This is a genomic window from Paraburkholderia sp. WS6 (assembly GCF_030464835.1).
GTDB lineage: Bacteria > Pseudomonadota > Gammaproteobacteria > Burkholderiales > Burkholderiaceae > Paraburkholderia > Paraburkholderia madseniana.
This window is the reverse complement of record NZ_JALQCK010000008.1, coordinates 252,800-277,703: the sequence shown is the minus strand read 5'-3', so window position 1 is coordinate 277,703 and position 24,904 is coordinate 252,800. Positions and strand designations below refer to the sequence as shown.

Here is a 24,904-nt window from a genome sequence, read left to right as displayed (position 1 = left end):
TACTTTGGTGTCTATCTCAGTCACCGCCTATAACGGCCGGCGCGAGCCGCTTACACACCATCGACATGGCCGTGCTTAGCTGCCAAAGTAAGACATGCAGAAACCGACCGGTCCGACACACGCCTCGGAATCCGAGCCGATCTTTGCCATGTCAGTGGTGGTTTGGGCTGCGCGCTGGGCCGGAGCGTTCGAAACAGCGTCACCTGCATTCGCGACGGTCGACGTTTTTTGCTTCATACGAGCGACCTGTTGCGCAAAAATCGGGTTGACTTCTGGGTATGACGTATCCGTAATAAAACGAAGCCCGTCGTTTTCGGCTTGAATGAGCTCCTGGCGGACTTCCTCGCGGGTCTTCTCCTGGGCAGATGCGTTCGTGCTTGCGGCAACTGTTGCGAGGAGCAACATCGAGGGGTTGACTGCGATCGATTTGTACATCTTCATACTCCTAAGTAGTATTAGATAAATAATTTTCGTATGCCACACTGATGTGAACAGGAAGTGGACGACTTTATTCCTGCATGTTTGTATTTCTAGAAACGTGACATCGGCCACGCCAGAAAGCGTCTTACATCGGCAGAATGTTTCGCAAGTTGGTCACATGCCGAGTCACAACGACAGGCATCACAATCATTCGGACGCTACAAGGCAATTCGCCCTTTCGACAACGCCAGGGTTCATCACATCTGCATGCGGAAAGTGAATTCTTTCTGGCACGCCCGGCGGACACGGTTTGCGGTCGGTGCAAATTTCGCCTAGGTCAGGCGTCGCTCTTTAGGAACTCGTCCCAGATTGACCTCACTTCGCACCTCGCAGAGCTTCGTCAGCGATGCCATCCAGTAGTCGGCGTATCCACGTTCATTCGAACCGGAGAGCGACGCACAACACTTCGTCTACCCATGCCAGAGAGAGAAAAAACAAAGTATGGGCCGCCCCAAACCAAGCTATGCCGAAGCAAGATAGGTCCCGGCTTCCGGCGAACCCTTCGCCAACTAACGGCAAAACAATCACTGCATTGATCAGCCAAACCGTGATTGCATAGATCGCGCCTTTCGCGGTGGCGGGGCCGGGCAAGCGTGCCTTCACACCCAGCACGTACAGCTGCGCCATTGCCATACCAATGACGGCATGAAATGACCACTGAAACAGCTGCGTATCTGGCGCCGGAAGTCCGAGCCTGCGCCATGTATCGGCTACGCCAGCGAGCGCTATAGGGATACCTCCAAGCTGCACAAGGAGGCGCAACAAGCCCCCATGAGCCGTGGACAATGGTACCCAGTCAGCTGCCTTTAGCGCGATGGAGTTCAGTGCAATCGCGACAACCCCAGCGATGCCACCGCGCAACAAACGTAAGTTAACGGAACCAGCTCGTGTCACTTCCGACATCATCTTCACCATTTACCTAACCCGCCACCTGAGTGCACGGCGTCTTGCGTAGCATTGCAGATGCGGAACGTGCCTCTTCAAGTCACCGATGGCCATCGGTATAGCCAGTCAGCTGTATTGCGTCGTACGTCGGATTGAGTGTGCGACGGCTTCCTGTAGCAAACACTGACGATGTCTCTTTATTCCGGTGTCTTTTGCGTGGTAAGTGCACTCATAGGGGGAGGCCAGTCAGTGCTATGACATCGCGACGATACCCCCGCATCGAGCTGTGTGTCCGCACACTGCCGGCCAGCAAGTCGCCGTGGCGCAGCCTGGCTCCGGTCGCTCGGACCCGCTACTGCGCTTCAGTGTTATGGACGGGCGCGCCACATCTGACCGCTCAGCCAACGGCGGAATACCGGCCGCCAGTCCTCTCTGGATCTATCGGCCGTACCGCTGTTCGCGTCGACATCTCGATTGGGCGTGACTCGGTCGCCCAGCAGCCTTGAGATGATCTGAGTGGAGCAAGCACTGCCGATGCTTTTCTGCACGCGCTGAACGCTCGATTCCTCGGTCAACAGGGGATCTGAACAGTCGTTTGAAGTCCGACTGGATGGTGCCTTCAGCGGTCGAATTGTCTACATCCAGCAGGCCGGCGGCTTGCCACGTGTAATACCGCCAGCCTATCCTTCACTCAGCGAGAGTCATCCGCAACCGTAGCCCGTACGATGCGTTTGCGGAACATTGACACGAAGTTTCGGAGCGTCGTAGTTCAAGGGACTAACAGGTTCATCAACAATGAAGAAATCGCAAGAGGTCCGGAATAAACGCTCGCCTGACCGCGTTTGCCTCGGTAATTCCATCCTGGTCAAGCAAAGGGGTTGCTCCTTATGTTCTCCGCTTTTTATACGATCAGACGCTGGTCGCTGACAACTTCGATCGTGATGACGATATTCGGCGCATTTAGCAATGCCTTTGCTGCCGGTCCTCCAGGCACGATTCCGGAAGAAACGTCTTTCCTGTCAGAGAACGACAAGGCCATGACAACCATGATGGATGACATGTCCATCAAGCCGACTGGTAACGTCGATCAGGACTTTGTCGCGATGATGGTGCCGCACCATCAGGGTGCGATCGACATGGCACAGGCCGAACTGCGGCATGGCCACAACGAGCAGTTACGGCGCATAGCGCAGGAGATCGTCGTCGAGCAGCAGCAGGAAATCGTTGCTATGCGCCTTGCACTTGGTCAGCCGCTACCGTCTTCGGCGCCTGCGGCTGATCAGCAAACAACGGGTTCAACCGCTAGTCCGACAAAATCGATGCCCCCTAACGGCATGGATATGACTATGCCTATGAGTATGCCTAAGGAACAATGATGAAACGTACCTCAATTCTTGCCACCGTACTGACCGTCACCGCTATGGCCGCCGCCCAATTGGCCGTGGCCGGCCAGGCTCCTGGTTCGCTTTCCGATCCCGACGTGCCTGTCAGTCATCACGACCGCGTCTACGCCGCCGAACAGTTTTCCAACACGGTATCAGTGATCGATCCCGCCGAAAACAAGCTCGTCGGTCTAATTCGCCTGGGCGACCCGTCGCCAGGGAATTTCAGCCCCCTGTATCATGGACAGGTACTCGTGCACGGAATGGGCTACTCACCGGACCATCGCACGATCGCGGTGGTATCAATCGGCTCCAACTCGGTGTCATTCATTGATACGCAAACCAATGCGGTCAAGCACGTCACCTACGTTGGCCGCTCGCCGCACGAAGCCTTCTTCACCCCAGATGGCAAGGAGGTATGGGTGACCGTGCGGGGCGAGAATTATATTTCGGTGCTTGACGGCACCACCTTCGAAGAGAAGACCCGGATTACCGTTCCTAACGGTCCTGGAATGCAGATTTTTTCGCCGGACGGCAAATACGGCTACGTGTGCTCGTCGTTTAATCCGGAGACCCAAGTCATTTCTGTTGCCGATCACAAGATCGTGGGCACAGTCAAGCAAGCTAGTCCGTTCTGTCCCGACCTGGCAGCTACCCCGGATGGAAAACAGGTTTGGTTTACGTTGAAGGATGTCGGCAAGACTCAGGTGTTTGACGCGCGTCCGCCGTTCGCTTTGCTCAAGACTATCGATACCGGCCCGATCACGAATCACGTGAACATCGTGCACAACGCCAATGGCATGTTTGCTTACGTTACCGTTGGCGGTCTGAATCAGGTGAAGGTGTTCCGCACCGACGACTTCTCGCAGGTTGCAACCATCCCCGTCGGGAATCTGCCGCATGGTATCTGGCCGTCGGGTGACGGCACACGCGTCTACGTTGGCCTCGAAAACGCCGACGCGATGGCCGCGATCGATACGCTGACCAACAAGGTCATCGCCAACGTACCCATCGGGCAGGCGCCACAGGCTGTGACTTACGTGCCGAACGCGGTCCCGGAGGGCGATGGCACGCAGAACACCGTGCCGCTCGGCATGGCAGGACAGACGACCCACCTTTCGCTTGTCGCAGCGGGCACGCCGAAATCGGCAGATGCTTCCGGAGCACCCACTAGCGTGTCACTTTTCAACCAGGGACTGGTGCAAGTACTTCAGGCTGCGGTGACTGGACTTCAGGCGAAGCAGCCCTACGTGCTTGGCCTGTCGAACAATCCCGATGGCAGCGGCGACGTGGACGTGCTAGCGAACTTTATGACTAACCCGGCCGGCGCCGCAATCGTCAATACGATTGGTCAGATCCGGCAGGTAGTGGCGGCAGGCGACACCAAAGCGCAGGATAAACGCCGTTACCTCGTAATCGCACCGCAGGTCGCAGGAAAGACGGGCGCGCCGGTGCAGGTGCAAGCGCTGTAACACCGTCTCAGGCATCACATCCGCCAGCCGATTCGCATTACCGGCGGCGGATGTATGTCTCGGCAACACTGAAAGATATTGCAGCCTGTTAATCGGCTAATGTTGCCAAAGGCCCAATGGCGACGATGAATGCAAGAGCGTCCCACGCAGCGACTTCTCCCTCTTTCACCGAGACGCCGGTGTCAATTGTCCCCGTCGACACGCGACAAGGAACTGGGCGGATACGACCCGAGGTACCGAAGTGCCGCTCAAAGGAGTTCAAATATTTTTTGCCCGTCTAGCGGCAGGAGCCTCCTCCAATCAAGGAACGACGAAAATGCATTCGCTTTTCAGGCGCCATGCGAAGCCTGCAAGCGCCGCCCTGATGACGGCGGCCCGCGCCGCCTGCTTCACCGGTTCGCCGACTGCTTCCCCCCACGCGGTCGTCGGCGACCGTGTATTTCCCGCCACCTTGAGAGTGGACGACCCCGGCGTCGGCGACGAAATAGACACCCAGTTCGGCCATATCAAGACCCCGAACGACAGCGGCGACAACATGAACGTCAATACGGTGTCGTACGAGTGGGACAAGCTGACCACCAGGAATCTCGTCTTCAGCGTGGCGAGCAACTACGTGCGCCAAAACGCGCCGAACGGTGGCTCAGCAAAGGGCTGGGACAACGTCACCGTGGGCGCCAAATACCTGATCTACGCGAATGCACGGCACGAATTCATGACGTCGATCGGGCTCAAGGCAGAAATCGGCGGCACGGGTGCAAAATCGGTCGGGAACTCCTTTTCGACGTTTACGCCGGACTTTTATTTCGGCAAGGGTTTTGGCGACCTGCCGGCCTCGCTCAGCTGCCTGCGGCCATTCGCGATTACCGGTGAACTCGGCCCCACCCTGACCATGGCATCCTCGGATAACGGCCCAGATTCTTTCGGCTGGGGTCTCACGCTGCAGTACAGCATTCCTTACCCGCAATCGCAGGTGAAGAACTTCGGGATCCCGCAACCATTCAACAACGTGGTGCTGGTCGTCGAAGATCCGATGAGCACCTGCACGGCGGGCGCGTGTGCCGGCCATACGACCGGGACCATCAACCCGGGCTTGCTCTGGCTTAACCGCTACGGCCAGTTCTGCATCGAAGCAGATCCCCGTCAATCGCGCGAGCGGCAACCACGTGGGTGTGCTGCTCGACGCACACCTGTACTTCGACGACATTTCCCCCCGCTCTCTCGGAAAGCCCCTTTGCAACTAAATGAAATCCCCTCTCCTGAACTCGACCACCGCGCGTGGCCTCGTCGCCCCGCTGACGTTGACCGTCGCGCAATTCGCGCATGCTCATGCGTATCCGACCCACCAGGCACCGGCCGCCGGCGCCGAAGTGAGTGCTTCGCAAAAGGACGTGGCGATCGATTTCGATGACGGTCTCGAACCAGCCTTCAGCTTAATCACGGTAACCGATGCGCGGGGCAAGCCAGTGACGAACGGCAAGGCTGTCGTCGATCCGTCGAACAAGAAGCACATGTCGGTGGCTCTCAATCCGCTGACGCCGGGCGACTACTCGGTCGCATGGGTGGCCGTCGCAGAGGACGGGCATCGCACGCAGGCCCACTACAGCTTCACGGTGAAGTAACGGTGGATCCGCTCGTCGTCGTAGAGATCGTCGTCGCGGCCGCGCAAGACATGCTGTTCGCTGTCGCTGTTGGGGCATTGGCTTGCGGTACGATGTTAAGGCTGCAAGAGGGGCCAACCCCGACATCGCTTGTGCGCTGGCAGTTAGGTGCGCTGAGCGGCCTGACGTTCACATGTGGCCTTTACTTGTGGTTGCAGGCAGCGGTAGTAAGTGGCTCGCCGCTCAGCGAAGCGGGCCCGCTGGTGACGGTTTTGCTGACGCAATCACATTTCGGAGTTGCCTCGGCGGTCAGTTGCGCCGGGGCAATACTTGGAATCATGGGCAGCATACGCGGCACCCGTTGCGCGGCGCTGGTTACGGCCACGGGGTTGATCGTCTACGCGGCTGGCAGAGTAGGATCCAGCCACGCCGCTGACGGTGGAGACTTCACGCTAGCGGAGGTAATCCACTTCGTGCATCTTTGCGGCATGGCATTGTGGTCCGGCAGCGTGATCGTTGCCGCTTTCGTGCTAAGCCGATGGGACGTCGCGTCGTCCAGGACGATAGAACAGCGCGCGGACTTCTGCGTACAGTTATCGCATCTCGCCACGGTCTCCCTCGGCGTGGTAGTCGTTTCCGGCATCTACAACGCGACTCAGGATACGGCACATCTAGCCGCACCGCTGCTCAGCGTGCAGTATGGTCGGGTGCTGACACTCAAGCTCGTTCTTGTCACGCTCGTCGTACTGCTGGGGGGCACAAACCGGATGCTCATTCTGCCACAGTTGCAGGCCGCGTCGACGAGCAGCGATCCCCTGTTTCACATTGCGCAGCGCCGCTTTGGTCGGCTACTCATACTCGAAGCTGTGGCAATGCTCGCCGTGTTGGCGACAGCAGCAATGTTGGGTCACACATCCCCTTCGGCAGGCTGACATAGCCGGCCGTTTGAGCCCCTCCCCGAGTGCATGATGTCGGGCATCGGAAGTAACGGCGCGAGGAGTAGGCCCCCTTGAGACTAATGTCGTCGAGTCGGCGACGGGGCGCTCAAGAACCCGAACGACCCGCGAGTAACCGTCCGGGGCTCGGGCGAACGAGCAGTGGCTATCACAGCTTCGAATTTATCCACTTGCTCGGACGCAAAGTGATTCTGAAACTGTCGCTGCTCTGCGTCGGGATACCATGATGAATCACGGCATAGAAGCGCATTTAAGTCCGGGTGAGTGATTGAGCCGACCAGTTCAACCGGGTCCCGTTGCGGTGCGCAAAGAGGACAAACTGGCGTGGACAATTCGGACTACCTCTACCACGTATTTTTTCCTCGGACGGCCAAGTCAAAATTGCGACCGATGTGCAAACGGCCTCGGCCCGAACTTGTTGTAGGCATAGTCGTTGTCGAATGAAAACTTTGGCGTCTTCGAGAGCACCTGCGCGCTCAATCGCGCGAGTGAATTCCGAATAGCAATTGATGCAAGTTCGCGGAACGGCCCCCGTGTGAAAGGTGGACAGATGGCGCCTTGCAGAGCGATGCCGACACAGGATCTAGTGTGGTTGTCCGCAAGTTCAGCCAGCAGGTGCCATGTAGGGCTTGAACCCATAGCGTTCGAAGATTGCGAGCCCGTGGGGTGAGTGGATGAAGTCCAGCCATCGACGTGCGGCCTGGGTATGGGATGCATGCTGTGCAACGGCGCCCGCATAGATTGCCGTGCTGTTGTCAGCCGGCGCGATATCCACATGACTGATGGGGTGACCAGCCTGTTCCTCGAACAACGCTTCAGATTGCCATGTAACGCCTGCTTGCACCCTAAACTGCATGATCCACAGTGGCGTCTGACGGTGATGGATGTGCGTCAGCACGGTCGTCCCGTCGGCAACTTTGACGCTATACACTTGGTCGACCAGCGTATTACCTCCCGCATGTTCGAGCGACGCCTTGATCTGCCGCGCGATACCTTCGAATTCGGGATTCGGCATTGCCAGTCGGACCCTGGGGCGGCCAAGATCGGCGAGTCCGGTTATGTGGGCGGGATTGCCCGCCGGCACCATGATTGTCAGCGTGTTCGTCACATACGGCACAGCCGGCGCCCGTAGAAGCCCCGCGTCGATCTGTTTCTGGACCGCCTCCAAATCCGCGAGATAAATGTCAGCCGGGACGGTCCAGGTCATGTTGCCGACCGTGACGGTGCCGCCGTTTTCCATCTGCTTCACCAGCAGGCCCGGTGGTATCGTCTCCCAGTATACGTGGCCCTTGTACTCCGGATAGCGGGTTTCGAACGCCTGCACGAGCGGCGCCATGGCAAAGAAGTAGTTTCCGCCAACATAGAGCACCAGCGATGGATGAATCGGGTTCCCGTGGAAATCGGCAAGATTGTCCGCATCCGGCTCGGTGAACGACAGGCCGCGTGTCGTACTGTCGTTGTTCGCACCGTGTTGCCACGGCGGGTAGGGATACTGGTTATGCTTGATCTCGGCGACGCCTGCGCTCGGCGCAGCCTCGGCATGGGCGAACCCGATGATGAGGGCGCCTAGGGCACTCACTACGCAGGCAGCGAGGGGATTTCGGCGAATGTTGAACATGCTTCAAACTCCGGATAATCGAAGGAGGTGCGCGCGCCGCGTGGCCATGTGCGCTACCGGCCGCGCAATGCGTCGGCGATTATGTTGGCGTTAGTGCGTAACGCCGATGCTCAAGCGTCGTGACCTTGTTCACGCTGGACAGCACGAGCTGTCACATCGCAATCGATCCAGTCACACTCGAATCGGTGCTCAGCCACCGCTTGCCCAAAAACCGCGCTAGTCACGCCGGTCTTCTTAAGTTCGGCGATCAGAGAAGAGATTGGGGCTAGGCTCGCCGTACGCGGCCAGGTAGTGTGCATCCGTCGACTGCGAGAGGCGTTGCGTTGCCGCCCAGTCGGCGACCGCAAAGAATACGTAGGCGTTCTTTCGATCTTGGCGTCGTGCGGGTTATTTCGGACGCCGTAGCAGCGGTGTTATGCAGACTTGCTTCGGGTCGGAACGACTCGCCCAGCGAATCATTTGCGTAGACGTTTCGGGGTTCAATCTTATTCATGGGTATCTCTTGTAGAGCAACATGCCGTCGCTCAGACGCGACAAGGAAAGGCGCGTACAGTTAGCCGGGTTCACGACCCGTTGAATTTCACCTGTGCCAAGCGGCAAGCCGCAAAACGCACCGACTATCGCTACGATTAGTTGGCGCTAGTGTTAGATCCAGCCACGCTTGCGAACTTTCCATTGGCCACGGAAACGGCCGCCGCCTGCTGTTTCATCCGGGCCACCTGCTGTGAAAATATTGGGTTCACTTCCGGATATGAGGTATCCGTTACGTAGTCGAGACCATTTTGCTGATCTTCAATCAGCTCCTGGTAAACCTGTGCCCGTGTCTTGCCCTCTGCGAAGGCACTAGACGATGCAACGATCGCTAAGGACAACACAACAAATGCGATTTTCTTCAGTGAGTTGGTGCGAGTTGTATGAGGGCGAACGCCGTTTCACCGACGTCTATTCCCGGTCGAAGAAAAAACCTATCCGACGCCCGAAGTCCATCCGCTGTAAGGTTCCCGCAGCATAGTCCGTGGGGAAAGGGGTACATTGCGCACACCGTCGCCTCCATGCACCAACGCCTTGCTCAGCCCCCATATGGCGCACCGGATGAACCGGTTGCTTGGGGTTACACCGCGTGAGCTGACCAGATCGCGCACCAATCCAGTCGATGCAGTGCGCGCGGCGTAGCTCGATCGCGGCCGCGGCGCCGGAAGCTGACACGCGGGAGCGTATCAACCCGGCGCCGCCCCCGTCAATTGCGAATACACGTCGTGCGACAGTTGCAACAGCACCTTGCGATCGATTCCGCCTGACACCGCGTAACCGAAATCGCCGTCGACCCAGTAGAACACGTTCACCGGTCCGTCCTGATACAGCTTGAATGCGGTGGTGTTCGCGTTCACCTGACGGTGGGAGATACATAACGTCACGCGCTCGCCGTTCGGCCCACGATACATGAACTGCGCGGTCGGTCCGTCGGCGCCGGGCAACAGACGCCCACCCGACAGACTAAAACCGCTCTTCGAAAGAATCGGCGGATGCACGTTGGTGCCGAGCCGGTTGGACAGCCACTGCACGAAATCCTGTTCGTGACCGGCATTCATGTCTGCTGGGCGGTCGATGGCGGGCATATAGACCACATGCGCCACGGCGGCTTGCCGTGCGAAACCCTCAGCGCTATCCGCGCTAACAGGGCGCGTATCCGAGTGACCGGCGAGCGGTGCCACGACGTCCTGCCCCATATGCGTGCCCACGCCGATGCCCACGCCCATCACCAGCGCCGCGGCCATCCCGGCGAACTGCGGCCAGTTGGCGGCAATGCGCCAACGGCGCCCACTGGCCGGAGGAGTCTGCAGGCGTTTGGGCACGGGCTCGCTCAGCACCCGGTCATAGCGTTCATGGAACATGTTGTTCAGCGAGAAATAATCGCTGACGCGCGTGGTCAACTCGGGGTTCTGTTCAAGCGCGCGCTCCACCTCGACGCGTCGTTCGTCGGACAGCGTTCCGTCCACGTACGCGTGGAGGTCTTCTTCGCCGATTGGCATATGTTGGTCGCTCATCGCACTACCTGTAATTTCGCGCCGGGCTGCGTGCCCGCCATCAATGCTCGTAGCCGCTCGCGTCCGCGTGAAAGCCGCGACATCACCGTGCCGATCGGAATGTCCAGCGCGAGCGCCACGTCGGCATAGCTCATTTCCTCGAGGCCGACCAGCAGCACGACTTCGCGCTGCTCCACCGGCAGACGCTGCAACGCATAGTCGAGGTCACGCATTTCGAGCGAACGGGTCTGGTCGGACGGCACGGCAAATTCGCTTTCGTGGACGCTGTCGTCGTCGACCGCCACGTGGACGGCGCGCGCTGAGGCTTTGCGCGCCTGATTGGCGAAGACGTTATGCATGATGGTAAACAGCCACGCGCGCAGATCGGTGCCCGGCTGGAACAACCCGGTACGGCCGAGCGCGCGTTCGAGCGTGTCCTGGACCAGATCGTCGGCGAGATCGCGGTTGTTGATCAATGCTCGTGCGTAGCGCCGCAAGCGCGGCACATGCTCAATCAGCTCGTCACGGACATCCATTTTTCATCCCAATCGATGGGCTTCGGGTGGAACGCCGGATCGGCGGCTGCCAGTCGGAGCACCACGCACATGTGAGATGCAAACACGCGTGGACGAATTTTACTCCCTTCCCTGCGTGGCCGTTGATGTGGCTCCAGCCATCAGTGCAGGGTCATGACGTCGGCTGCGCGCATCAGGCCGTGCGTGCGGGCGTCGCCGGCCACCACGAAGCGCTGGCGCTGTGCCGTCCAGGTCAGCAGACGGATCTCGCCGATGCGGCGCGCGGCCCATTGCGGCTGCGCCGGCGCCAAAAGCGCCGGTGCGGAAATCACTACGACGGGGCGGTTGTCGCCGTTCAGATAGAGAAACACATGGGTGCGCTGGAAAGGGCCGAGCGATTGGACCCTTTGATCCACCAAACGCAACCCGATCGCGGCGAGATCAGGGACCGACGGATCGATACGCGTCGGCGATGCAGCGGAAAACGGTGCGGCGACGGTTTCCGCCAGCGCCATCACGGCAGCGTTGTTGAGCGCCTGCGCGGACACCTGAGTGGCGGCGAACCAGTCGCCGACGGCCACTAGGATCAGAACGAGTATCGCCAGCGTCGTCGCAGGCCTGCCACGCGGCCTGGCTGATTTCAGCCGGAGCCGATCAAGCGTGCGACGCCAGCCCGCTGCGCGGACCTTCACCGGTTCGTCGATGGTCTGGAACGCCTGCTGGATCTGCACGTTCAGCCTGCCGTAGAAAGCTACGCGGCGCGCCTCCGTCGGATCGTTGCCCAGATAGTCTCTGAGGAAGACGGCGCGTTCGGGCGTCAATGTGCCGTCGGCGTAGGCCTGGATGTCCGCTTCGGAAAGCGGTGAATCGGCAGGGGTGTCATTTGGGGGCAAGGTGTGTGTATTCGTCGAAGGTCGGCTATCAAGTGGCAAACACCGCTACGCGACCGTTTATTCCGCGCGCGTGAGACGCAGCTTTCGACACCATCGCGACATCGCCGCCATCTTGCAGAGCGGTGAGCAAACCCATTCACGCCCCGCTTTATTCCGCATTCCAACCATATCTTTTAAAAGCAAAAAACGCAGGAATAAAAGCCGCGAAAGCAGGGTTCTCCTTCATGCGAACCTGCACAAAACTCACTGGAGTTCATCATGAAGAAGATCGCTTTTGCCGCATTGTCCATCGCCGTTCTCGCTGCTTCGTCGAGTGCTTTTGCGCAAGGCAAGACACGTGCTGAGGTCTATCAGGAACTGATCGAAGCACAACAGAACGGACTCAACTATGTCACCGATGCATCGTACCCCGATGTAAGTCCGGTGTTCGCACAGCAGGTCGAGCACCACAAGCTGGCGCTCGCCGCTGAAGCGGTTGCCGCCAGTCACGTCGCGAACAGCGACGCGCCGGCAGGTAGTGTTAATTGAAAAGATCTCAGATGGCCGGCGCGTGGCGTTGGTGCATGGAGGCGACGGTGTGCGCAATGTACCCCTTTCCCCACGGACTATGCTGCGGGAGCCTTACAGCGGACGGACTTCGGGCGTGCGGCGGCCAGCGGCGGTTGAGCACCGCCACGCCGATCGCTGCTTCGGTTTGCTGAGCATCGGGATGGCGATCGCGCTGCGTGGGCGGCCCCGTCTCGCAGCTGCGCACGCCGGTCAGCCCCATCAACTGGACCACCGAACCCAGCAGGCCTTCGGCCTGCAACAAACGCATCCGCAACGCACTGCCCAGCATCAGGGTGGTCTCGATCGCCAGGTCTGAATAGCGGGCCTGGCCGCCTGGCGCGGTGCGCCGCAGTGCTGGCCACGGCCCCAGCGCCTCGGGCGTGATCCACAACGTCAGGCTCCCCCGGCTGCGCTGGCCCGCCTCGTACTCCGGCCAGTTCGTCACACGGTGCGCCATCTATGCGATGTGATGCCGGCGATCGGCGTTGTCCTTGTGCGGCATGCGTCAGCTTCTGAATAGTGGGGCCGTCACTCTATTACCCCAACCTTTCAGCGACCTGGCCGCGCACTAATGCCACGTCGTTATTTTACTTCGACGTTCATCTCAAGTTCCAGACACGCGCCCAACGGAATCTGAGCCACGCCGACGGCCGAGCGCGCATGCTTGCCGCGCTCGCCAAATACTTCCGAGAGCAATTCCGACGCGCCGTTCGTCACCAGATGTTGCTCGACAAAATCCGGCGTCGAATTGACAAGGCTCATCAGCTTGACGATCCGCGTCACGCGGTTAAGGTCACCCACGTGTGCGTGCAGCGTAGCGAGCAGATCGATAACGACCGACCGTGCGGCGGCGCGTCCTTCTTCCGTTGTCAGGCTGCTGCCGAGCTTGCCGGCCCATACCTTGCCGTCCTTCTTCGCGATATGCCCGGCCAGGAAGATCATATTGCCGCTTTGCGCACTCATCACGTAAGCGGCCGCGGGCGCGCCGGCGATCGGCAAGTCGATCCCGAGTTCCTTGAGTTTGACGTAGACGTCCTGTTGGACCATGAAATGCTCCGTAAATGGTGGGTTGATCAATACGAACTGCTAGTTCATGCTATGAAACCGCTTTGATGCGACGACCAGACCGCGGTCAGGTCGAAGTCGATCGCGCGAAGCTCGCCGAGCGACTTCCCGGTTGGACGCACTCGAATCCGCGGATCGAGGTGCCGCCACGGCAGATCGGACGGATCGGCGGCCATAGGACCGGGTGCTTTGGCGACCAGGATGGTGTCGGCAATCGACTGAAAGTCTGCGCGGAAGTGCACGGAACTTTTGTTGACGAGAATCTTCATCTGTTCCGGTTCAATGCCCGCCACGCGGTACAGGTTACGCTCGAACATCTGCATCTTGATCGAGCTCACGGCGATCCTCACCCCATCTATGCGAAGACAGGCCACAGGACCGAGATCACCCGACATTCCGTTCATCATCGGTCCGTCAAAACGAAAATGTCCGTCCGAAACATGTTCAACGTGGAAGGGTCCTACCAGCGGTTCATCTCCGGGCACGCCCGAGCGGCCGCCCAGTGCGAGTTCGAGCGTCGCGCCCACCCCTGCCCGATGGGCCGCGGCCGCTGCCTGTGCATCCCAGATCATGCCGACCGCAGCGCCGACGGCGCCGTTACGCAACAGTGCGCGCACCATGAACATCGTGTTCGAATCGCCCCCAGCGCCAGGGTTATCCTGCGTATCGGCAATGATCACAGGCTGCTGTGCGCTTCGGCTGCGCAGCATTGCGTCGATCACGACCTCGTCGGGCGTCAGGAAGCGAACCGCCCACTGCGCCTCGAGCACGGTGATTTTGTCGAACAAGGTGTCGACAGCCGCCGTCAGCGCATCTTCGTCATGCCCATATCCCCAGATCGCCGGGCCGCATTCTGCAAAGTCGGCAGCTGGAAACCCCGGCGCGAAGGAAAGTGAAGTGACCGTGTCCCGTTCAAGCGATGCCATAAGTTCGTACACGCCGCGAGCGGGTTCAACGAGCGTGCACATGGCGTTGATGGGAATCAGGAAAGGGATGCGCCGCGCCACCCGCTTGAGCGACTGCCTAACGGCCATCAGATCGTCGAGGATGCGCGCGGCCCGTTCCCCCGTCTGTGCCATGTCGACGTGCGGGTACGTCCGATAGGCGACAAGGGCATCAGCGTATTTCAGCATCCGTTGCGTCACGTTTGCGTGCAGATCCAGCGTGGCAACGACCGGAATGGCGGCGCCGACGGCTAGCCGAATGCGCTCCAGCAGTTCGCCTTCGCCGTCATCGGTGTGCTCGGCGACCATGGCGCCATGCAGATCGAGATAAATGGCGTTAAACGTCTCCGTCTTGACGGCCTGAAGAATGCTGCCTGCGATGCGCTCGTAGGCGTCTTGCGTCACATGGGCCGACGGACTCGCGCCCGCCCAGATCACTGGAATCAGTTCGTGCCCGGCGGCTTCGGCGTGTCGGATGAAGCCGGCGACCGGGACGTTGATGTCGCGCAGATTCAGGACGTCGGCACCGCGCGCGAGCGAAGGAAAGCCCTCGCCTTGCAGAAAATTTTCCCAGCCGGCTCGGGTGGGCGCAAAGGTATTGGTCTCGTGCTGAAAGCCAGCAATCAGGATCCTCATGAGCGCACACCTCGGCCGACCGGCGCGTCGCAGCGCATCGTTTCAGCATGCATACCAGTCATGCGCACCCGGATAGGGTCGCTCGCAAGCGGGATTTGAATTGTTGACACTGCGTCTCCAGCATTGAAAGTCTCGTGCGGGTGCCCGCATCAGGCCGTCGTTGCGACGGCCCTGCAGCGGCCTACGCGAGCTGTTAGCCCGGCACGCTCTCGCTGCTGAACGCATCCATCTCGCGAATCAAACTCTGTGCAGCCAGCTTCACCAGCGCCCCACCCTTTTCCTGAGAAGCCTGGGCTGGATCCGAGCCCATCCGTCCATCGGGATAGCGTGCTCGAAACTCGAGCGCCTCGCGAATCGGCCCCGACGGCGCGATCTGCGGAGCGTAGCTGGCCGTCTTGATCGTCTCAGGTAGCGCCCATTGAGTGATGGCGATCTCGGAGGGCGTCGCATGCGCGCCGTGACCGGTAGGAAACTGCTCGCGCGCCAGCTCGCCGACACCCTCGAGATCCCACCAGTTGCACAGCTTCAGTGCGAACCCCGAGCGGCGTTTCGCGAAACTGGCCTCAGCATAAATCTCGGAGAAAGCGGCTTCGATCGACGCGACGTTGCCGCCGTGGCCGTTCAGAAACAGGATTTTCTCGAAGCCGTGACCCGCCAGCGAGCACGTCCAGTCGCCAATGGCGGCCATGAAGGTCGACGGCCGCAGCGAGATGGTTCCTGGGAAACCCAGGTGATGCTGTGCCATGCCGATATTAAAGGTCGGCCCGATCAGGATGTCCGCGCTCTTCTGGGCTTCGTACGCGATGATTTCCGGGCACAACCAGTCCGTGCCCAACAGGCCGGTGGGGCCGTGCTGCTCGTTCGAGCCGATAGGAACGACGATCGAACGGCTTCGTTCCAGGTATTGCCCAACTTCGGCCCATGTTGACAGGTGCAAAAGCATTTGAGGTCCTCTCTTTCGCCGCTTCCCGCTGGAACGCGGCAAATTGGGTTGACTTCGACCCCTCGACCGGCGCCAGCGGGCGACCGTCGAAGCGCTTACTGATCCAGATCTGCGCCTGCGCAGATCGCTATTCCTTCGGCAACCGGTTCGTGACCAGCAGCACTGCGCCGCATAACGCCAGACCGGCGACGATCAGCAGTCCGAGATGAAGGTTGCCGGTTGCCGTCTTGGCCCAGCCAATGATGGCGGGCCCCCAGAATCCGCCGGACAAGCCGATCGTGTTGATCAGGGCAATACCACCCGCTGCCGCATCGCCCTTTATGTATTCAGGGGGGATGGCCCAAAACACTGTGTATGCCATCCACAGCATCGTCGTGGCGAGCGTCAACAGGACGAGCGAGACGACGAGGTTGCCGTCGGTCAAAACCGACAGGGAGAGCAATACCGCGGCGAGAAGCGCCGGCACCGAGCTGTGATAACGCCTTTCGCGACGCGCATCCGACCTGCGGCCGATGAAGTACATGCCGAAGGCGGCCCCAACGTAGGGAATCGCCGCATACCAGCCAAGCCGGATCGTATCGTTGACGCCTTGCGACTTCACGATGGTCGGCAGCCAGAAGCTCATGGCGTAGATCGACGCGATGATGCAAAAGTACGCGCAAGCCAGCAGATAGACCTTGGGGTTACGCAAGACAGCCTTGAACGAGTGATCTCCAGCCGGGACCGCCGCGAGCTCGGACTCGAGTAGACGCTTCTCGTCATCGTTCAGCCAGCTGGCCTGCGCGGGCCGATCCGACAGGACGAACAGCGTGAGCACGCCCAGCACGATGCACGGCAAACCTTCCGCGAGGAACATCCACTGCCAGCCGGCGAGACCAGCCTTGCCGGCGAGGCTGGTCATCAGCCACGCAGAGAGCGGACCGCCGACAATGCCGCCGATTGGCCCGGCGAGAAACACGATCGCGATGGCCCGGGCCATACGTGAGGGACCGTACCAGCGCGAAAGATAAAAAATCATGCCGGGCGCAAAACCCGCTTCGAAGATGCCAAGCAGAAAGCGCATTCCGTAGAACATCTGCACGTTGCGCACAAACAGCATGCATGCCGAGGTAATGCCCCACAGCACCAGGATGCGGAAAAAGGTTTTCCGTGCGCCGATTCTCGGCAACATGAGGTTGCTCGGCAACTCGAACAGCACGTACCCCAGAAAGAAGATACCGGCTCCAACACCGTAGGCGGCATCGGAAAAGCCCAGGTCGCTTTGCATCTGCAGCTTGGCAAAGCCGACATTCACACGATCCAGATAAGCGAACAGATAACAGATCAGAAGAAACGGGAGTAGCCTCCAGTTGAGCCTGTCATAGAGAGCAGGAACGTCGTTCCCGCGAATTGCTGCGGTTTGAATTGTTGCCATACCAGTCTCCATGTCGAACGTTTTGTTCAGCCCATCCTGTATCGGAATGGTGGCAACTCCCAGCAGAACTAGCAACAGCAACTAAGTTCACGTATCGTTGCCTACAAGGCAACGACAGCGACGATGGGACGGCCGACATGCGAGAAATCAATCAGCAGCGCCTGCGCTATTTTTATGAAGTATTGACTCACGGTACGATTCGCGGGGCCGCGGATAGCCTCAATACGTCGCCTTCCGTCATTACAAGGCAGATCAAGCTACTGGAAGACGAACTCGGCGCGACGCTGTTTGAGCGTCAGGCCCGTGGCGTGAGGCCCACCGAGGCGGCGGCGCATCTTCTCGAGTTCTGGAGAGGGTATCGGTCGCAGCAGGAGAAGCTGGAAGACCAGCTTCACGCCATGAAGGGTCTCCAGCAAGGCCATGTTCAACTGGCCATCAGCGAAGGCTATGTCGACGCGCTGATCGACGAAGTGCTCATCCCCTTCTGTGCCCAATACCCCAAGCTGGATATTGGCGTGGAGATCCTGCCGGTTGACAATGTGCTGAATGAAGTGGCCGAAAGCCGCGCGCATATCGGTCTTGCTTACAATCCGCCGCCGCATGCGCGCATCGAATATCGCGCAAGTTCATCGCAACCCGTCGTTCTGCTGGTTCGACCGGAGCATCCGCTGGCGGTGCGAGGGGGGCCGGCAAGCGTCGAAGACATGCTCGCCTATCCACTGGCGTTGATGCCCGGTACCTTCGGAATCGGTCACGCAGCAAAGATGCTGGAGTTCGCCGAGAACATCGAGATTCGTCCGATCCTCACTACGAATTCGCTGACCGCGCTCAAGCGCTTCGTCGCTTCCGAAAACTTCGTAACGCTTATTGGAGAGTTTGCCGCGTATCGGGAGATCGCTGCAGGCGAACTGACCGTCGTGCCGATCGACCACCCCTTGTTTCGCGGTATCAAGGCGCGGCTGCTTGTCAAATCCGGCCGCCCGCTCGTGGCCGCCGCGCACGAGTTGCTCAACTGGATCCTGCACCGTATGACGATGTTCGCAGAGTCGGATGACGCCGATCGCGTCCAGACATTCACAGGCCGGTGACGCACGACGTGGCACGGCGCGCCAGCACGCACACGAATCGACGACACTCCCGGAGCCAGGAAAGAACATCTGCGCGGCTATGCCGCGAGTTCAATCCTGGCGCGAGGATTTGCGTTGTCGATAGAGCTGAAATGGGCAACGCATGCGTCGATGAAATTCCTCGTCCGGCGTGGTACCGTCCTGTTCCGGATGAATCCCACGCCCAGTTCCGTCGGCTCCCTGTCAACCTCGTAACCGGGTACTACCAACTGCAGCCGCCCTTCTTCGAGATACCTTGACACCAGAACCTCAGGGACAAGCGCCATGCCAAAGCCAGATAATGCGAGGCGAATCACGGAGGCCGCATCCACGACCATGGTCACTGCCGCACCTGCCATCCTGGCGACGCCTGCGTCCCGCTCAAAGCGAAGATCTGCTGTTGCAGCGGTATCGGTCCCGCACAACACGAGGACATGCTTTGTGAAATCCAACGGGGAGCGATGAGATCGATGTCGGTCGAGATAGGTTCTGCTAGCCACAAGTAAAACCGGCGAACGAAGTAAAGGACGGTAAACCGCACGTCCGTCCAAAATATGACCCGGCGGGCATACGGCGACATCGCAGGATCCGTGCTCCAGTTTTAGCGGCTCACTCGATGTACTTACGATCACACTGACGTCCGGCGCATCGTGTTGGTACTCGCTAATCACCTGTGTCAGGCCTGCTTCGATCGCGATTGGGTGAGCCACGACGCGCAGAACACCCTTAGGCTCGTTACGCTCGCTCAGGAGGCGCTGCTCACCATCACGCAGCCGCTCCAGAGTCTCGACACAAAGCGCGAGGTATTCGCGCGCGTCCTCCGCCAGCGCAACATGTCGCGTCGAGCGATGGAAGAGCGTGACCTGAGTATGCGCTTCAAGATTGCTGATTGCGCGTGACAAGGCTCCGGGCGAGATATTCAGATGGCTGGCTGCCTTTGTGAAGCTCTCGAAACGAGCCACGGCTACGAACGCTTCTATTAATGCTAAGTGATCCATAGATTTTCCATTTTGCTGATTTGCGTTTTTGCCGGTCGCATCAACCATGACATTTTCCAGATGTTTGATGCTTACCGGATGCACCGCTGTCGATCGGCTAGTCTTCATATAGATTAAACACAACATGCCCGACATTATTCCAACCGGAGTGAAGCATTTCCCCCGATCGGAGCGAACGATCTGCCTACGACGGCGTGGCTTTTTAGCAGACCGGGGCGCTGAGGTACGGATCAGGAAACGTCTTTTTCAGGTTGCCCAATTCGGGTAACTCGTTGAAGACAATTTACGGGTCGTCAGAATGGAGCGCGAGAAAATTCTGGTGGTAGGCTTCGGCCAGATAGAAACCCTTGAAGTTCTCCACGCGAGTGACGATCTGCGCGGCATTGGTGCGCGGCCATGTCGATGAAAGGTTGGGGTAATAGAGTAACGGCGGCACTATTCAGAAGCTGACGCATGCTGCACAAGCACAACGCCGATCGCCGGCATCACATCGCGAAGATGGCGCATCGTGTGACGAACTGGCCGGAGTACGAAGCGGGCCTGCGCAGCCGGGGGGAGCCTGACGTTGTGGATCACGCCCGAGGCGCTGGCGCAGTGGATGGGCCGCTACAAGGCGCTGATTGGCCCGCGTCTGCGGGCTCGCCATCCCGATGCTCAGCAAACCGAAGCAGCGATCGGCGTGGCGGTGCGCAACCGCATGCTGGCCGCCGCACGCCCGAAGTCCGTTCGCGGCCAAGTTCCCGCAGCATAGTCCGTGGGGAAAGAGGTACATTGCGCACACCGTCGCGTCCATGCAGCAACGCCACGCTCTCCCCATCGAACCGCTCGTCGCGGCACTCGTCGCGCAGGACCGGTCAAGTGCCGTCGCGTAGCACCTTCAGGGCTTCGCCATATGCCAAATGCCCTTGAAGCCATCGCCGTTCATCTGTCCCGGCTGAGTGTCCTTCGAGAAGCGATAGAGCGGGTGTCCCTTATAGGCCCACTGGTTCCCGCCGTCGGCCGTGGGCACGAAACTCCAGTCGCCGCTGGCCTTGTCGTCCGCACCGGCGTGCGTGGCCGGCCATAGCTTCGTGCAGTCTCCCGTGCAGGCGCTCTTCCCGGGGGTGGTGTCCTTGTCGAACGTGTAGAGCGTCATGCCGTTTTCGTCGACGAGCATGCCGTTAGAAACCTTGGGCGCCTCGGCGAACGAGGCAACGGGAACCGCGCAGGCAATGACGCAAAGCAAGGTCTTGATCATGATTTCAGTCCTTCTATAGACACATAAACAATGTCGCCCGATCGGCGGCATCGTCGGTCGGCCCGTTGGAAACATCTGTTCTAACGGATGAACGGCGACGCGACCGTAGCGACTCTATCTACGTTAACACTTCACGGTCAAAATTATTCAAATCTGTCGGCGAAAACATCGATATCCCGGAGAGGAAGCAAGCTTACCCCCACCCCATTTATTGACACCCCTGCCGAACAAAGCCTTGGTAAGAGGGCAATCGCTCGCCAATGAAGTGCGTCCCTTGAGGACTCGTTGCCTCTTGGTACGTGGGCAGCGTTGTTTTTTATCATCGCTCTGGCCCGTTCGGTCAATTGCCACCTCTCGCGCCCATCGCTCGATTTGATCTGTTTCAGGTAAGTTCGGATGTTGTTGTGCGGAACCGCAAGCTCAAAGGCGATACGACACAGGGAGAGCAACGCCGTCCTTGACTGGCCAAGCAGCACCTCCGTCTCGCGCAGCAATTCAGGCGTGATAGTCGCCTTCTGGCCGGCCAGCGCATCATAAGCGGCCTTGGTCCACTCGTATTCGCCCAACCGTTCCACAACGTAGCGACGGAGCACGGCGACGGGCAGTCGGCCATCGTCGCCGCCTGCAACCACCTCTCACGGTTCTGTCGCAACTCGTAGCATGCCCGGTCAAGTTGCTTTTTCAGCACCGGATCACCGGCCGAGTCGTCGGCAAGGGCTTTGTCCGCATGGAGGGCTTGCAAAGTGGCCGCGGGTTGTGTAAAAGCGCCACGTCATAAAGCCAGTGCAGATAACGCCATACAAAGCGAGACTCAAACAGGGGGCGTTGGTGCACGGAGGCGACGGTGTGCGCAATGTGCCCCTTTCCCCACGTACTATGCTGCGGGAACGTTACAGCGGACGGACTTCGGGCATGCGGCGGCCAGCATGCGCTTGAGCACCGTCACGCCGATCGCTGCTTCGGTTTGCTGAGCATCGGGATGGCGATCGCGCTGCGAGGGCCGCGCCGTCTCGCAGCTGCGCACGCCGGTCAGCCCCATCAACTGGACCACCGAACCCAGCAGGCCTTCGGCCTGCCGCAAACGCATCCGCAACGCACTGCCCAGCATCAGGGTGGTCTCGATCGCCAGATCTGAATAGCGGGCCTGGCCGCCTGGTTAGTCCGGGGAATTCGTCCCTGCCCATACTGGCGGGCGGCGTTCGGACCAAGGCATGGTGACCTCTAACTGGGCTGCTAGACGGAAGAGAATATCCTCTCGTCCAAAGCTCGCGCAAAAATGCGACCCAATTGGCAGTCCCGTCTCGTCGTCGAACGACAGCGGAACCGACATGGCCGGCAGTCCCGCAACGTTCGCCAATGCAGTGAACGGCGTCTGCCCAAGCACATGAGCAATCCAGCCAAGACCGTCGACAGAAGTCTCGACGCGGTTGTATTCACCAATGCGCGGCGCCAGATCGGGTAGCGTCGGCGTCAAGACGACGTCGTAGTGTTGGAAAAAGCGCCCTGCCGCACGCGCCACGGAATTTCGTGTCTGCAGCGCAGCCAGCAAATCCGTGCCGCTGACGCGACTGCCATACTCATAGACTGCATACGTTGCCGGTTCGAGGAACTCCGTCGTGACCAGCCTTCCGGTTGCCGCAGAGAGCATATCGAGCCTCAGGGCAGCGTTCGCAGTCCAGAATTGTGCATTCGCATGAACGAAAGCATCCCAGCTGACGCCGAGGTCCGGCGTGACTTCTTCGACTTCGTGGCCGAGCGATGCCAGACAGCGCGCGACAGCCAGCGTGGCGTTCGCCACCACGGCCGCGGTTCGGGCGCCGTTCGCGGGATTCAACATGAAGCCGATCTTGAGCTTGCCCGGGCTTCGCCGGAGCTCAGACAGATAGCTGTTGGTGGGCGGCGCAATATAGTACGGCTCGCCGATGCCTCCGCCGTTGACAGCGTCAAGGAGAGCGGCGCTATCACGCACCGAGCGACTCACCCCCATGTGCACCCCGAGTCCGTTCCATACCTCGTCCACAGCCGGGCCGTTCGAAACGCGCCCTCTTGTCGGCTTCATCCCAAACAAGCCATTGAAGGCCGCAGGTACGCGGATGGAACCGCCGCCGTCGGTAGCATGTGCGAGCGGGACGATACCGGCAGCGACAGCTGCACCGGCGCCACCGCTCGAGCCGCCTGCGCCGCGTTCGAGGTTCCACGGATTTCTGGTGGGACCGCACATGCGGCCCTCGGTGGTCGTGCTCACCGCCAGTTCGGGTATCGTCGTGCGACCGATCGTGACGAGGCCGGCTTTGCGGAAGCTGACCATCAGATTCGAGTCCTCCGCGGCGACAAGCCCTTCGGCGATCCGGCTCCCCATTTCGCAGCAACGCCCCTTGATCGTCACGCCCAGGTCCTTGACCAGGAACGGCACACCCGACACAGGGTGAGTTCCGGCGTCTTCCGATACAACCTGGGCCTCTTCCGCAGCCCAGGACTCGACCACGGCGTTGATCTTCGGGTTGATTTCATGGAGTGCGCGCAGCGCGGCCGATGCGACTTCCGATGCGCTGACTTCTCCGCGCGAAATCAGATGACTCAGACCCACGCCATCAAAGGAGGTGTATTCGGCTAGATTCATGACAACCATCCAAATGGATAGAACAAGAACAGTGCGCGATCAGGGAACGCTCGCGCAATTCGACGAAACGCGAGGCGGATCTACGCCTTCATGCCAAAGTCTCGGACACCGAAGTTACCGTCGCAGGATGCTTCGGCGACAGTCGCAGCAAGAAGATCAGAATCGCCGATACGAGCAGCATGGCCGCCATGACGAGAAAGCCAAGGTGCATATTGCCTGTGGCGGTCTTCGCCCATCCGATGATGGCCGGCCCCCAGAACCCGCCGGAAAGGCCAATTGTGTTGATGAATGCAATTGCTCCCGCGCTCGCATCGCCTTTAATGTACTCGGACGGAACGGCCCAGAACACGACATTCGCCATCCACGTCATTGCCGTTGCAAGCGTAAACAGGACGATCGCAGCAAGCAAACTGCCGTCGAAAAATACCCATGCGCAAATCGAGAGGAACGCGATGAATACCGGCACGGCAATGTGATAGCGCCGCTCACCATGCCGGTCGGAACTGCGACCACCGTAAAAAATGGCCAATGCAGCGGCCGCGTATGGAATAGCCGCGTACCAGCCCACCTCCACCGTACTTCCGGCGCCCGCCAATTTAAAAATCGTCGGAAGCCAGAAGCTCGTTGCATAGATCGGCGCGATGATACAGAGGTAGGCTATCGCAAGAACATAGACTTTCGGATCCTTCACAACGGCGCCGAACGAACCGTGTCGCCCTTTGGCGGTGCCCAATTCGGCGGCAAGCAGGCGCTTTTCCTCAGCATTGAGCCATGCGGCAGTATCCGGCCTATCGGGCAGCAGGAAAAAGGCGACGATGCCTAGCACTACGCAAGGCGCGCCTTCTAGCAGAAACATCCATTGCCAGCCAGACAGATTCCCGACGCCGACAAAGTCCGTCATCAACCAACCGGCAACAGGACCACCGAAGATGCCGCTGATCGGGCCGGCGAGCCAGACGATAGAGATCGCACCCGCCGCGCGCGAGGGTCCGTACCAGCGTGACAGATAGAACAATACGCCTGGCGCAAAACCCGCCTCGAAGACGCCCAACAGGAAGCGCACCGCATAAAACGCAGGTACGCTGTGCACAAACATCATGCATGCCGAGGTGATCCCCCACAGCACCATGATCCGGCTGAATGTCGCACGAGCGCCGATCTTCGGGAGCAACAGGTTGCTTGGCAGTTCAAAGAGCACATAGCCAACGAAGAAGATACCGGCACCCACGCCATACACTGCGTCGGAGAACTGCAGATCGCTCTGCATCTGCAGTTTGGCGAAACCGACGTTGACCCGGTCGAGGTACGCAAACACGAAACCGATCAGTAGAATCGGCAGCAAACGCCAATTGAGCTTACGATAGAGCGCTGACGCGCCGCTGTCGTCTCCGGAGATTTGATTTTTTTCCAGCAAGTTAGCCTCGATTCAGTCAGTATCCGTCGGGTCGTGCAATCACGATCTCGCTAAGCCCCGGGCAGACAGCGCCATTCCACGCAGCGCTTCGGTCCGGACAATTCGCATTGGCAGCCCGCTTTCCGCAGGCTGCGGCGAAAAGCGCCATGGAGAAT

23 protein-coding genes and 5 pseudogenes are annotated in these 24,904 nt (G+C 59.7%); 9 read left to right on the top strand and 19 right to left on the bottom strand.

Annotation, left to right across the window (positions count from 1 at the left end; all coding sequences use genetic code 11):
* Window positions 1–75: 75 nt before the first annotated feature.
* On the bottom strand, window positions 76–435 hold the full coding sequence (locus M0D64_RS13005; protein ID WP_266257976.1) for a DUF4148 domain-containing protein: 360 nt from the start codon (window positions 433–435) through the stop codon (window positions 76–78).
* Between the two features lie 420 nt (window positions 436–855).
* Complete coding sequence (locus tag M0D64_RS13000) at window positions 856–1,395, bottom strand: hypothetical protein (RefSeq protein WP_266257975.1); 540 nt, start codon at window positions 1,393–1,395, stop codon at window positions 856–858.
* A gap of 857 nt (window positions 1,396–2,252) precedes the next feature.
* Between M0D64_RS13000 and M0D64_RS12995 the strand changes: the two genes are divergently transcribed.
* The 5 genes from M0D64_RS12995 (at window position 2,253) to M0D64_RS12975 (ending at window position 6,749) form a co-directional block, all read left to right on the top strand.
* Window positions 2,253–2,741, top strand: coding sequence for a DUF305 domain-containing protein (locus tag M0D64_RS12995; RefSeq protein ID WP_266257974.1), 489 nt, complete (start codon window positions 2,253–2,255; stop codon window positions 2,739–2,741).
* Window positions 2,741–4,219, top strand: a complete 1,479-nt coding sequence (locus M0D64_RS12990) for a YncE family protein (RefSeq protein ID WP_266257984.1) — start codon at window positions 2,741–2,743, stop codon at window positions 4,217–4,219. Before M0D64_RS12995 ends, M0D64_RS12990 begins: the two co-directional genes overlap by 1 nt.
* A gap of 316 nt (window positions 4,220–4,535) precedes the next feature.
* Entirely contained in the window at window positions 4,536–5,627 is a 1,092-nt protein-coding gene (locus M0D64_RS12985; RefSeq protein WP_266257973.1) for a hypothetical protein, read from the top strand.
* On the top strand, window positions 5,518–5,838 hold the full coding sequence (locus tag M0D64_RS12980; RefSeq protein ID WP_266257972.1) for a copper resistance protein CopC: 321 nt from the start codon (window positions 5,518–5,520) through the stop codon (window positions 5,836–5,838). Before M0D64_RS12985 ends, M0D64_RS12980 begins: the two co-directional genes overlap by 110 nt.
* Before the next feature lie 2 nt (window positions 5,839–5,840).
* Window positions 5,841–6,749: a CopD family protein gene (locus M0D64_RS12975; protein ID WP_266257971.1), complete on the top strand. Its 909-nt coding sequence runs from the start codon at window positions 5,841–5,843 to the stop codon at window positions 6,747–6,749.
* A 628-nt stretch (window positions 6,750–7,377) separates the two neighbouring features.
* On the opposite strand, the gene M0D64_RS12970 is transcribed toward M0D64_RS12975, so the two are convergent.
* The 5 genes from M0D64_RS12970 to M0D64_RS12950 all read right to left on the bottom strand — a co-directional run bounded on the left by M0D64_RS12970 (window position 7,378) and on the right by M0D64_RS12950 (window position 11,823).
* Window positions 7,378–8,391, bottom strand: coding sequence for a substrate-binding domain-containing protein (locus M0D64_RS12970; protein WP_266257970.1), 1,014 nt, complete (start codon window positions 8,389–8,391; stop codon window positions 7,378–7,380).
* A gap of 629 nt (window positions 8,392–9,020) precedes the next feature.
* Entirely contained in the window at window positions 9,021–9,287 is a 267-nt protein-coding gene (locus tag M0D64_RS12965) for a DUF4148 domain-containing protein (RefSeq protein WP_266257983.1), read from the bottom strand.
* A gap of 321 nt (window positions 9,288–9,608) precedes the next feature.
* Window positions 9,609–10,436: an anti-sigma factor gene (locus M0D64_RS12960; RefSeq protein ID WP_266257969.1), complete on the bottom strand. Its 828-nt coding sequence runs from the start codon at window positions 10,434–10,436 to the stop codon at window positions 9,609–9,611.
* A complete protein-coding gene (locus M0D64_RS12955) occupies window positions 10,433–10,951 on the bottom strand; it encodes a sigma-70 family RNA polymerase sigma factor (RefSeq protein ID WP_266257968.1) in 519 nt (172 codons plus the stop codon). Before M0D64_RS12955 ends, M0D64_RS12960 begins: the two co-directional genes overlap by 4 nt.
* Before the next feature lie 140 nt (window positions 10,952–11,091).
* On the bottom strand, window positions 11,092–11,823 hold the full coding sequence (locus M0D64_RS12950; RefSeq protein ID WP_266257967.1) for an anti-sigma factor: 732 nt from the start codon (window positions 11,821–11,823) through the stop codon (window positions 11,092–11,094).
* Between the two features lie 258 nt (window positions 11,824–12,081).
* Between M0D64_RS12950 and M0D64_RS12945 the strand changes: the two genes are divergently transcribed.
* Window positions 12,082–12,351: a DUF4148 domain-containing protein gene (locus M0D64_RS12945; RefSeq protein ID WP_266257966.1), complete on the top strand. Its 270-nt coding sequence runs from the start codon at window positions 12,082–12,084 to the stop codon at window positions 12,349–12,351.
* A gap of 232 nt (window positions 12,352–12,583) precedes the next feature.
* On the opposite strand, the pseudogene M0D64_RS12940 reads toward M0D64_RS12945, so the two are convergent.
* The 5 genes and pseudogenes from M0D64_RS12940 to M0D64_RS12920 all read right to left on the bottom strand — a co-directional run.
* Window positions 12,584–12,829, bottom strand: a pseudogene (locus M0D64_RS12940) (transposase); the annotation flags it as partial.
* A 125-nt stretch (window positions 12,830–12,954) separates the two neighbouring features.
* The gene (locus M0D64_RS12935) at window positions 12,955–13,419 is read right to left on the bottom strand and encodes a RidA family protein (protein WP_266257965.1); all 465 of its coding nucleotides are present in this window, start codon (window positions 13,417–13,419) and stop codon (window positions 12,955–12,957) included.
* 44 nt (window positions 13,420–13,463) lie between these two features.
* Window positions 13,464–15,017 (bottom strand): M81 family metallopeptidase, encoded by a 1,554-nt coding sequence (locus tag M0D64_RS12930; RefSeq protein ID WP_266257964.1) that lies wholly within the window; start codon window positions 15,015–15,017, stop codon window positions 13,464–13,466.
* A gap of 193 nt (window positions 15,018–15,210) precedes the next feature.
* Window positions 15,211–15,960, bottom strand: a complete 750-nt coding sequence (locus tag M0D64_RS12925; protein ID WP_266257963.1) for a creatininase family protein — start codon at window positions 15,958–15,960, stop codon at window positions 15,211–15,213.
* Between the two features lie 127 nt (window positions 15,961–16,087).
* Window positions 16,088–17,374 (bottom strand): MFS transporter, encoded by a 1,287-nt coding sequence (locus M0D64_RS12920; protein WP_266257962.1) that lies wholly within the window; start codon window positions 17,372–17,374, stop codon window positions 16,088–16,090.
* A 137-nt stretch (window positions 17,375–17,511) separates the two neighbouring features.
* Here M0D64_RS12920 and M0D64_RS12915 point away from each other — a divergent pair, with 137 nt between their 5' ends.
* Window positions 17,512–18,462, top strand: coding sequence for a LysR family transcriptional regulator (locus M0D64_RS12915; protein ID WP_266257982.1), 951 nt, complete (start codon window positions 17,512–17,514; stop codon window positions 18,460–18,462).
* A 77-nt stretch (window positions 18,463–18,539) separates the two neighbouring features.
* On the opposite strand, the gene M0D64_RS12910 is transcribed toward M0D64_RS12915, so the two are convergent.
* Both M0D64_RS12910 and M0D64_RS12905 read right to left on the bottom strand, forming a co-directional pair.
* Complete coding sequence (locus tag M0D64_RS12910) at window positions 18,540–19,526, bottom strand: LysR family transcriptional regulator (RefSeq protein WP_266257961.1); 987 nt, start codon at window positions 19,524–19,526, stop codon at window positions 18,540–18,542.
* A gap of 154 nt (window positions 19,527–19,680) precedes the next feature.
* Window positions 19,681–19,860: pseudogene (locus M0D64_RS12905) on the bottom strand (peptide-methionine (S)-S-oxide reductase); the annotation flags it as partial.
* A gap of 71 nt (window positions 19,861–19,931) precedes the next feature.
* Here M0D64_RS12905 and M0D64_RS12900 point away from each other — a divergent pair.
* Both M0D64_RS12900 and M0D64_RS12895 read left to right on the top strand, forming a co-directional pair.
* Window positions 19,932–20,076, top strand: a pseudogene (locus tag M0D64_RS12900) (IS5/IS1182 family transposase); the annotation flags it as partial.
* Window positions 20,077–20,229, top strand: a pseudogene (locus tag M0D64_RS12895) (IS5/IS1182 family transposase); the annotation flags it as partial.
* Window positions 20,230–20,355: 126 nt separating this feature from the next.
* On the opposite strand, the gene M0D64_RS12890 reads toward M0D64_RS12895, so the two are convergent.
* The 5 genes and pseudogenes from M0D64_RS12890 to M0D64_RS12870 all read right to left on the bottom strand — a co-directional run bounded on the left by M0D64_RS12890 (window position 20,356) and on the right by M0D64_RS12870 (window position 24,749).
* Entirely contained in the window at window positions 20,356–20,715 is a 360-nt protein-coding gene (locus M0D64_RS12890; protein ID WP_266257960.1) for a hypothetical protein, read from the bottom strand.
* A 143-nt stretch (window positions 20,716–20,858) separates the two neighbouring features.
* Window positions 20,859–21,347 (bottom strand): hypothetical protein, encoded by a 489-nt coding sequence (locus tag M0D64_RS12885; RefSeq protein WP_266257959.1) that lies wholly within the window; start codon window positions 21,345–21,347, stop codon window positions 20,859–20,861.
* 242 nt (window positions 21,348–21,589) lie between these two features.
* Window positions 21,590–21,868 (bottom strand): annotated as a pseudogene (locus M0D64_RS12880) (transposase); the annotation flags it as partial.
* Window positions 21,869–21,871: 3 nt separating this feature from the next.
* Window positions 21,872–23,335: an amidase gene (locus M0D64_RS12875; protein WP_266257958.1), complete on the bottom strand. Its 1,464-nt coding sequence runs from the start codon at window positions 23,333–23,335 to the stop codon at window positions 21,872–21,874.
* 88 nt (window positions 23,336–23,423) lie between these two features.
* Window positions 23,424–24,749, bottom strand: coding sequence for an MFS transporter (locus tag M0D64_RS12870; protein WP_266257957.1), 1,326 nt, complete (start codon window positions 24,747–24,749; stop codon window positions 23,424–23,426).
* Window positions 24,750–24,904 lie beyond the last annotated feature (155 nt).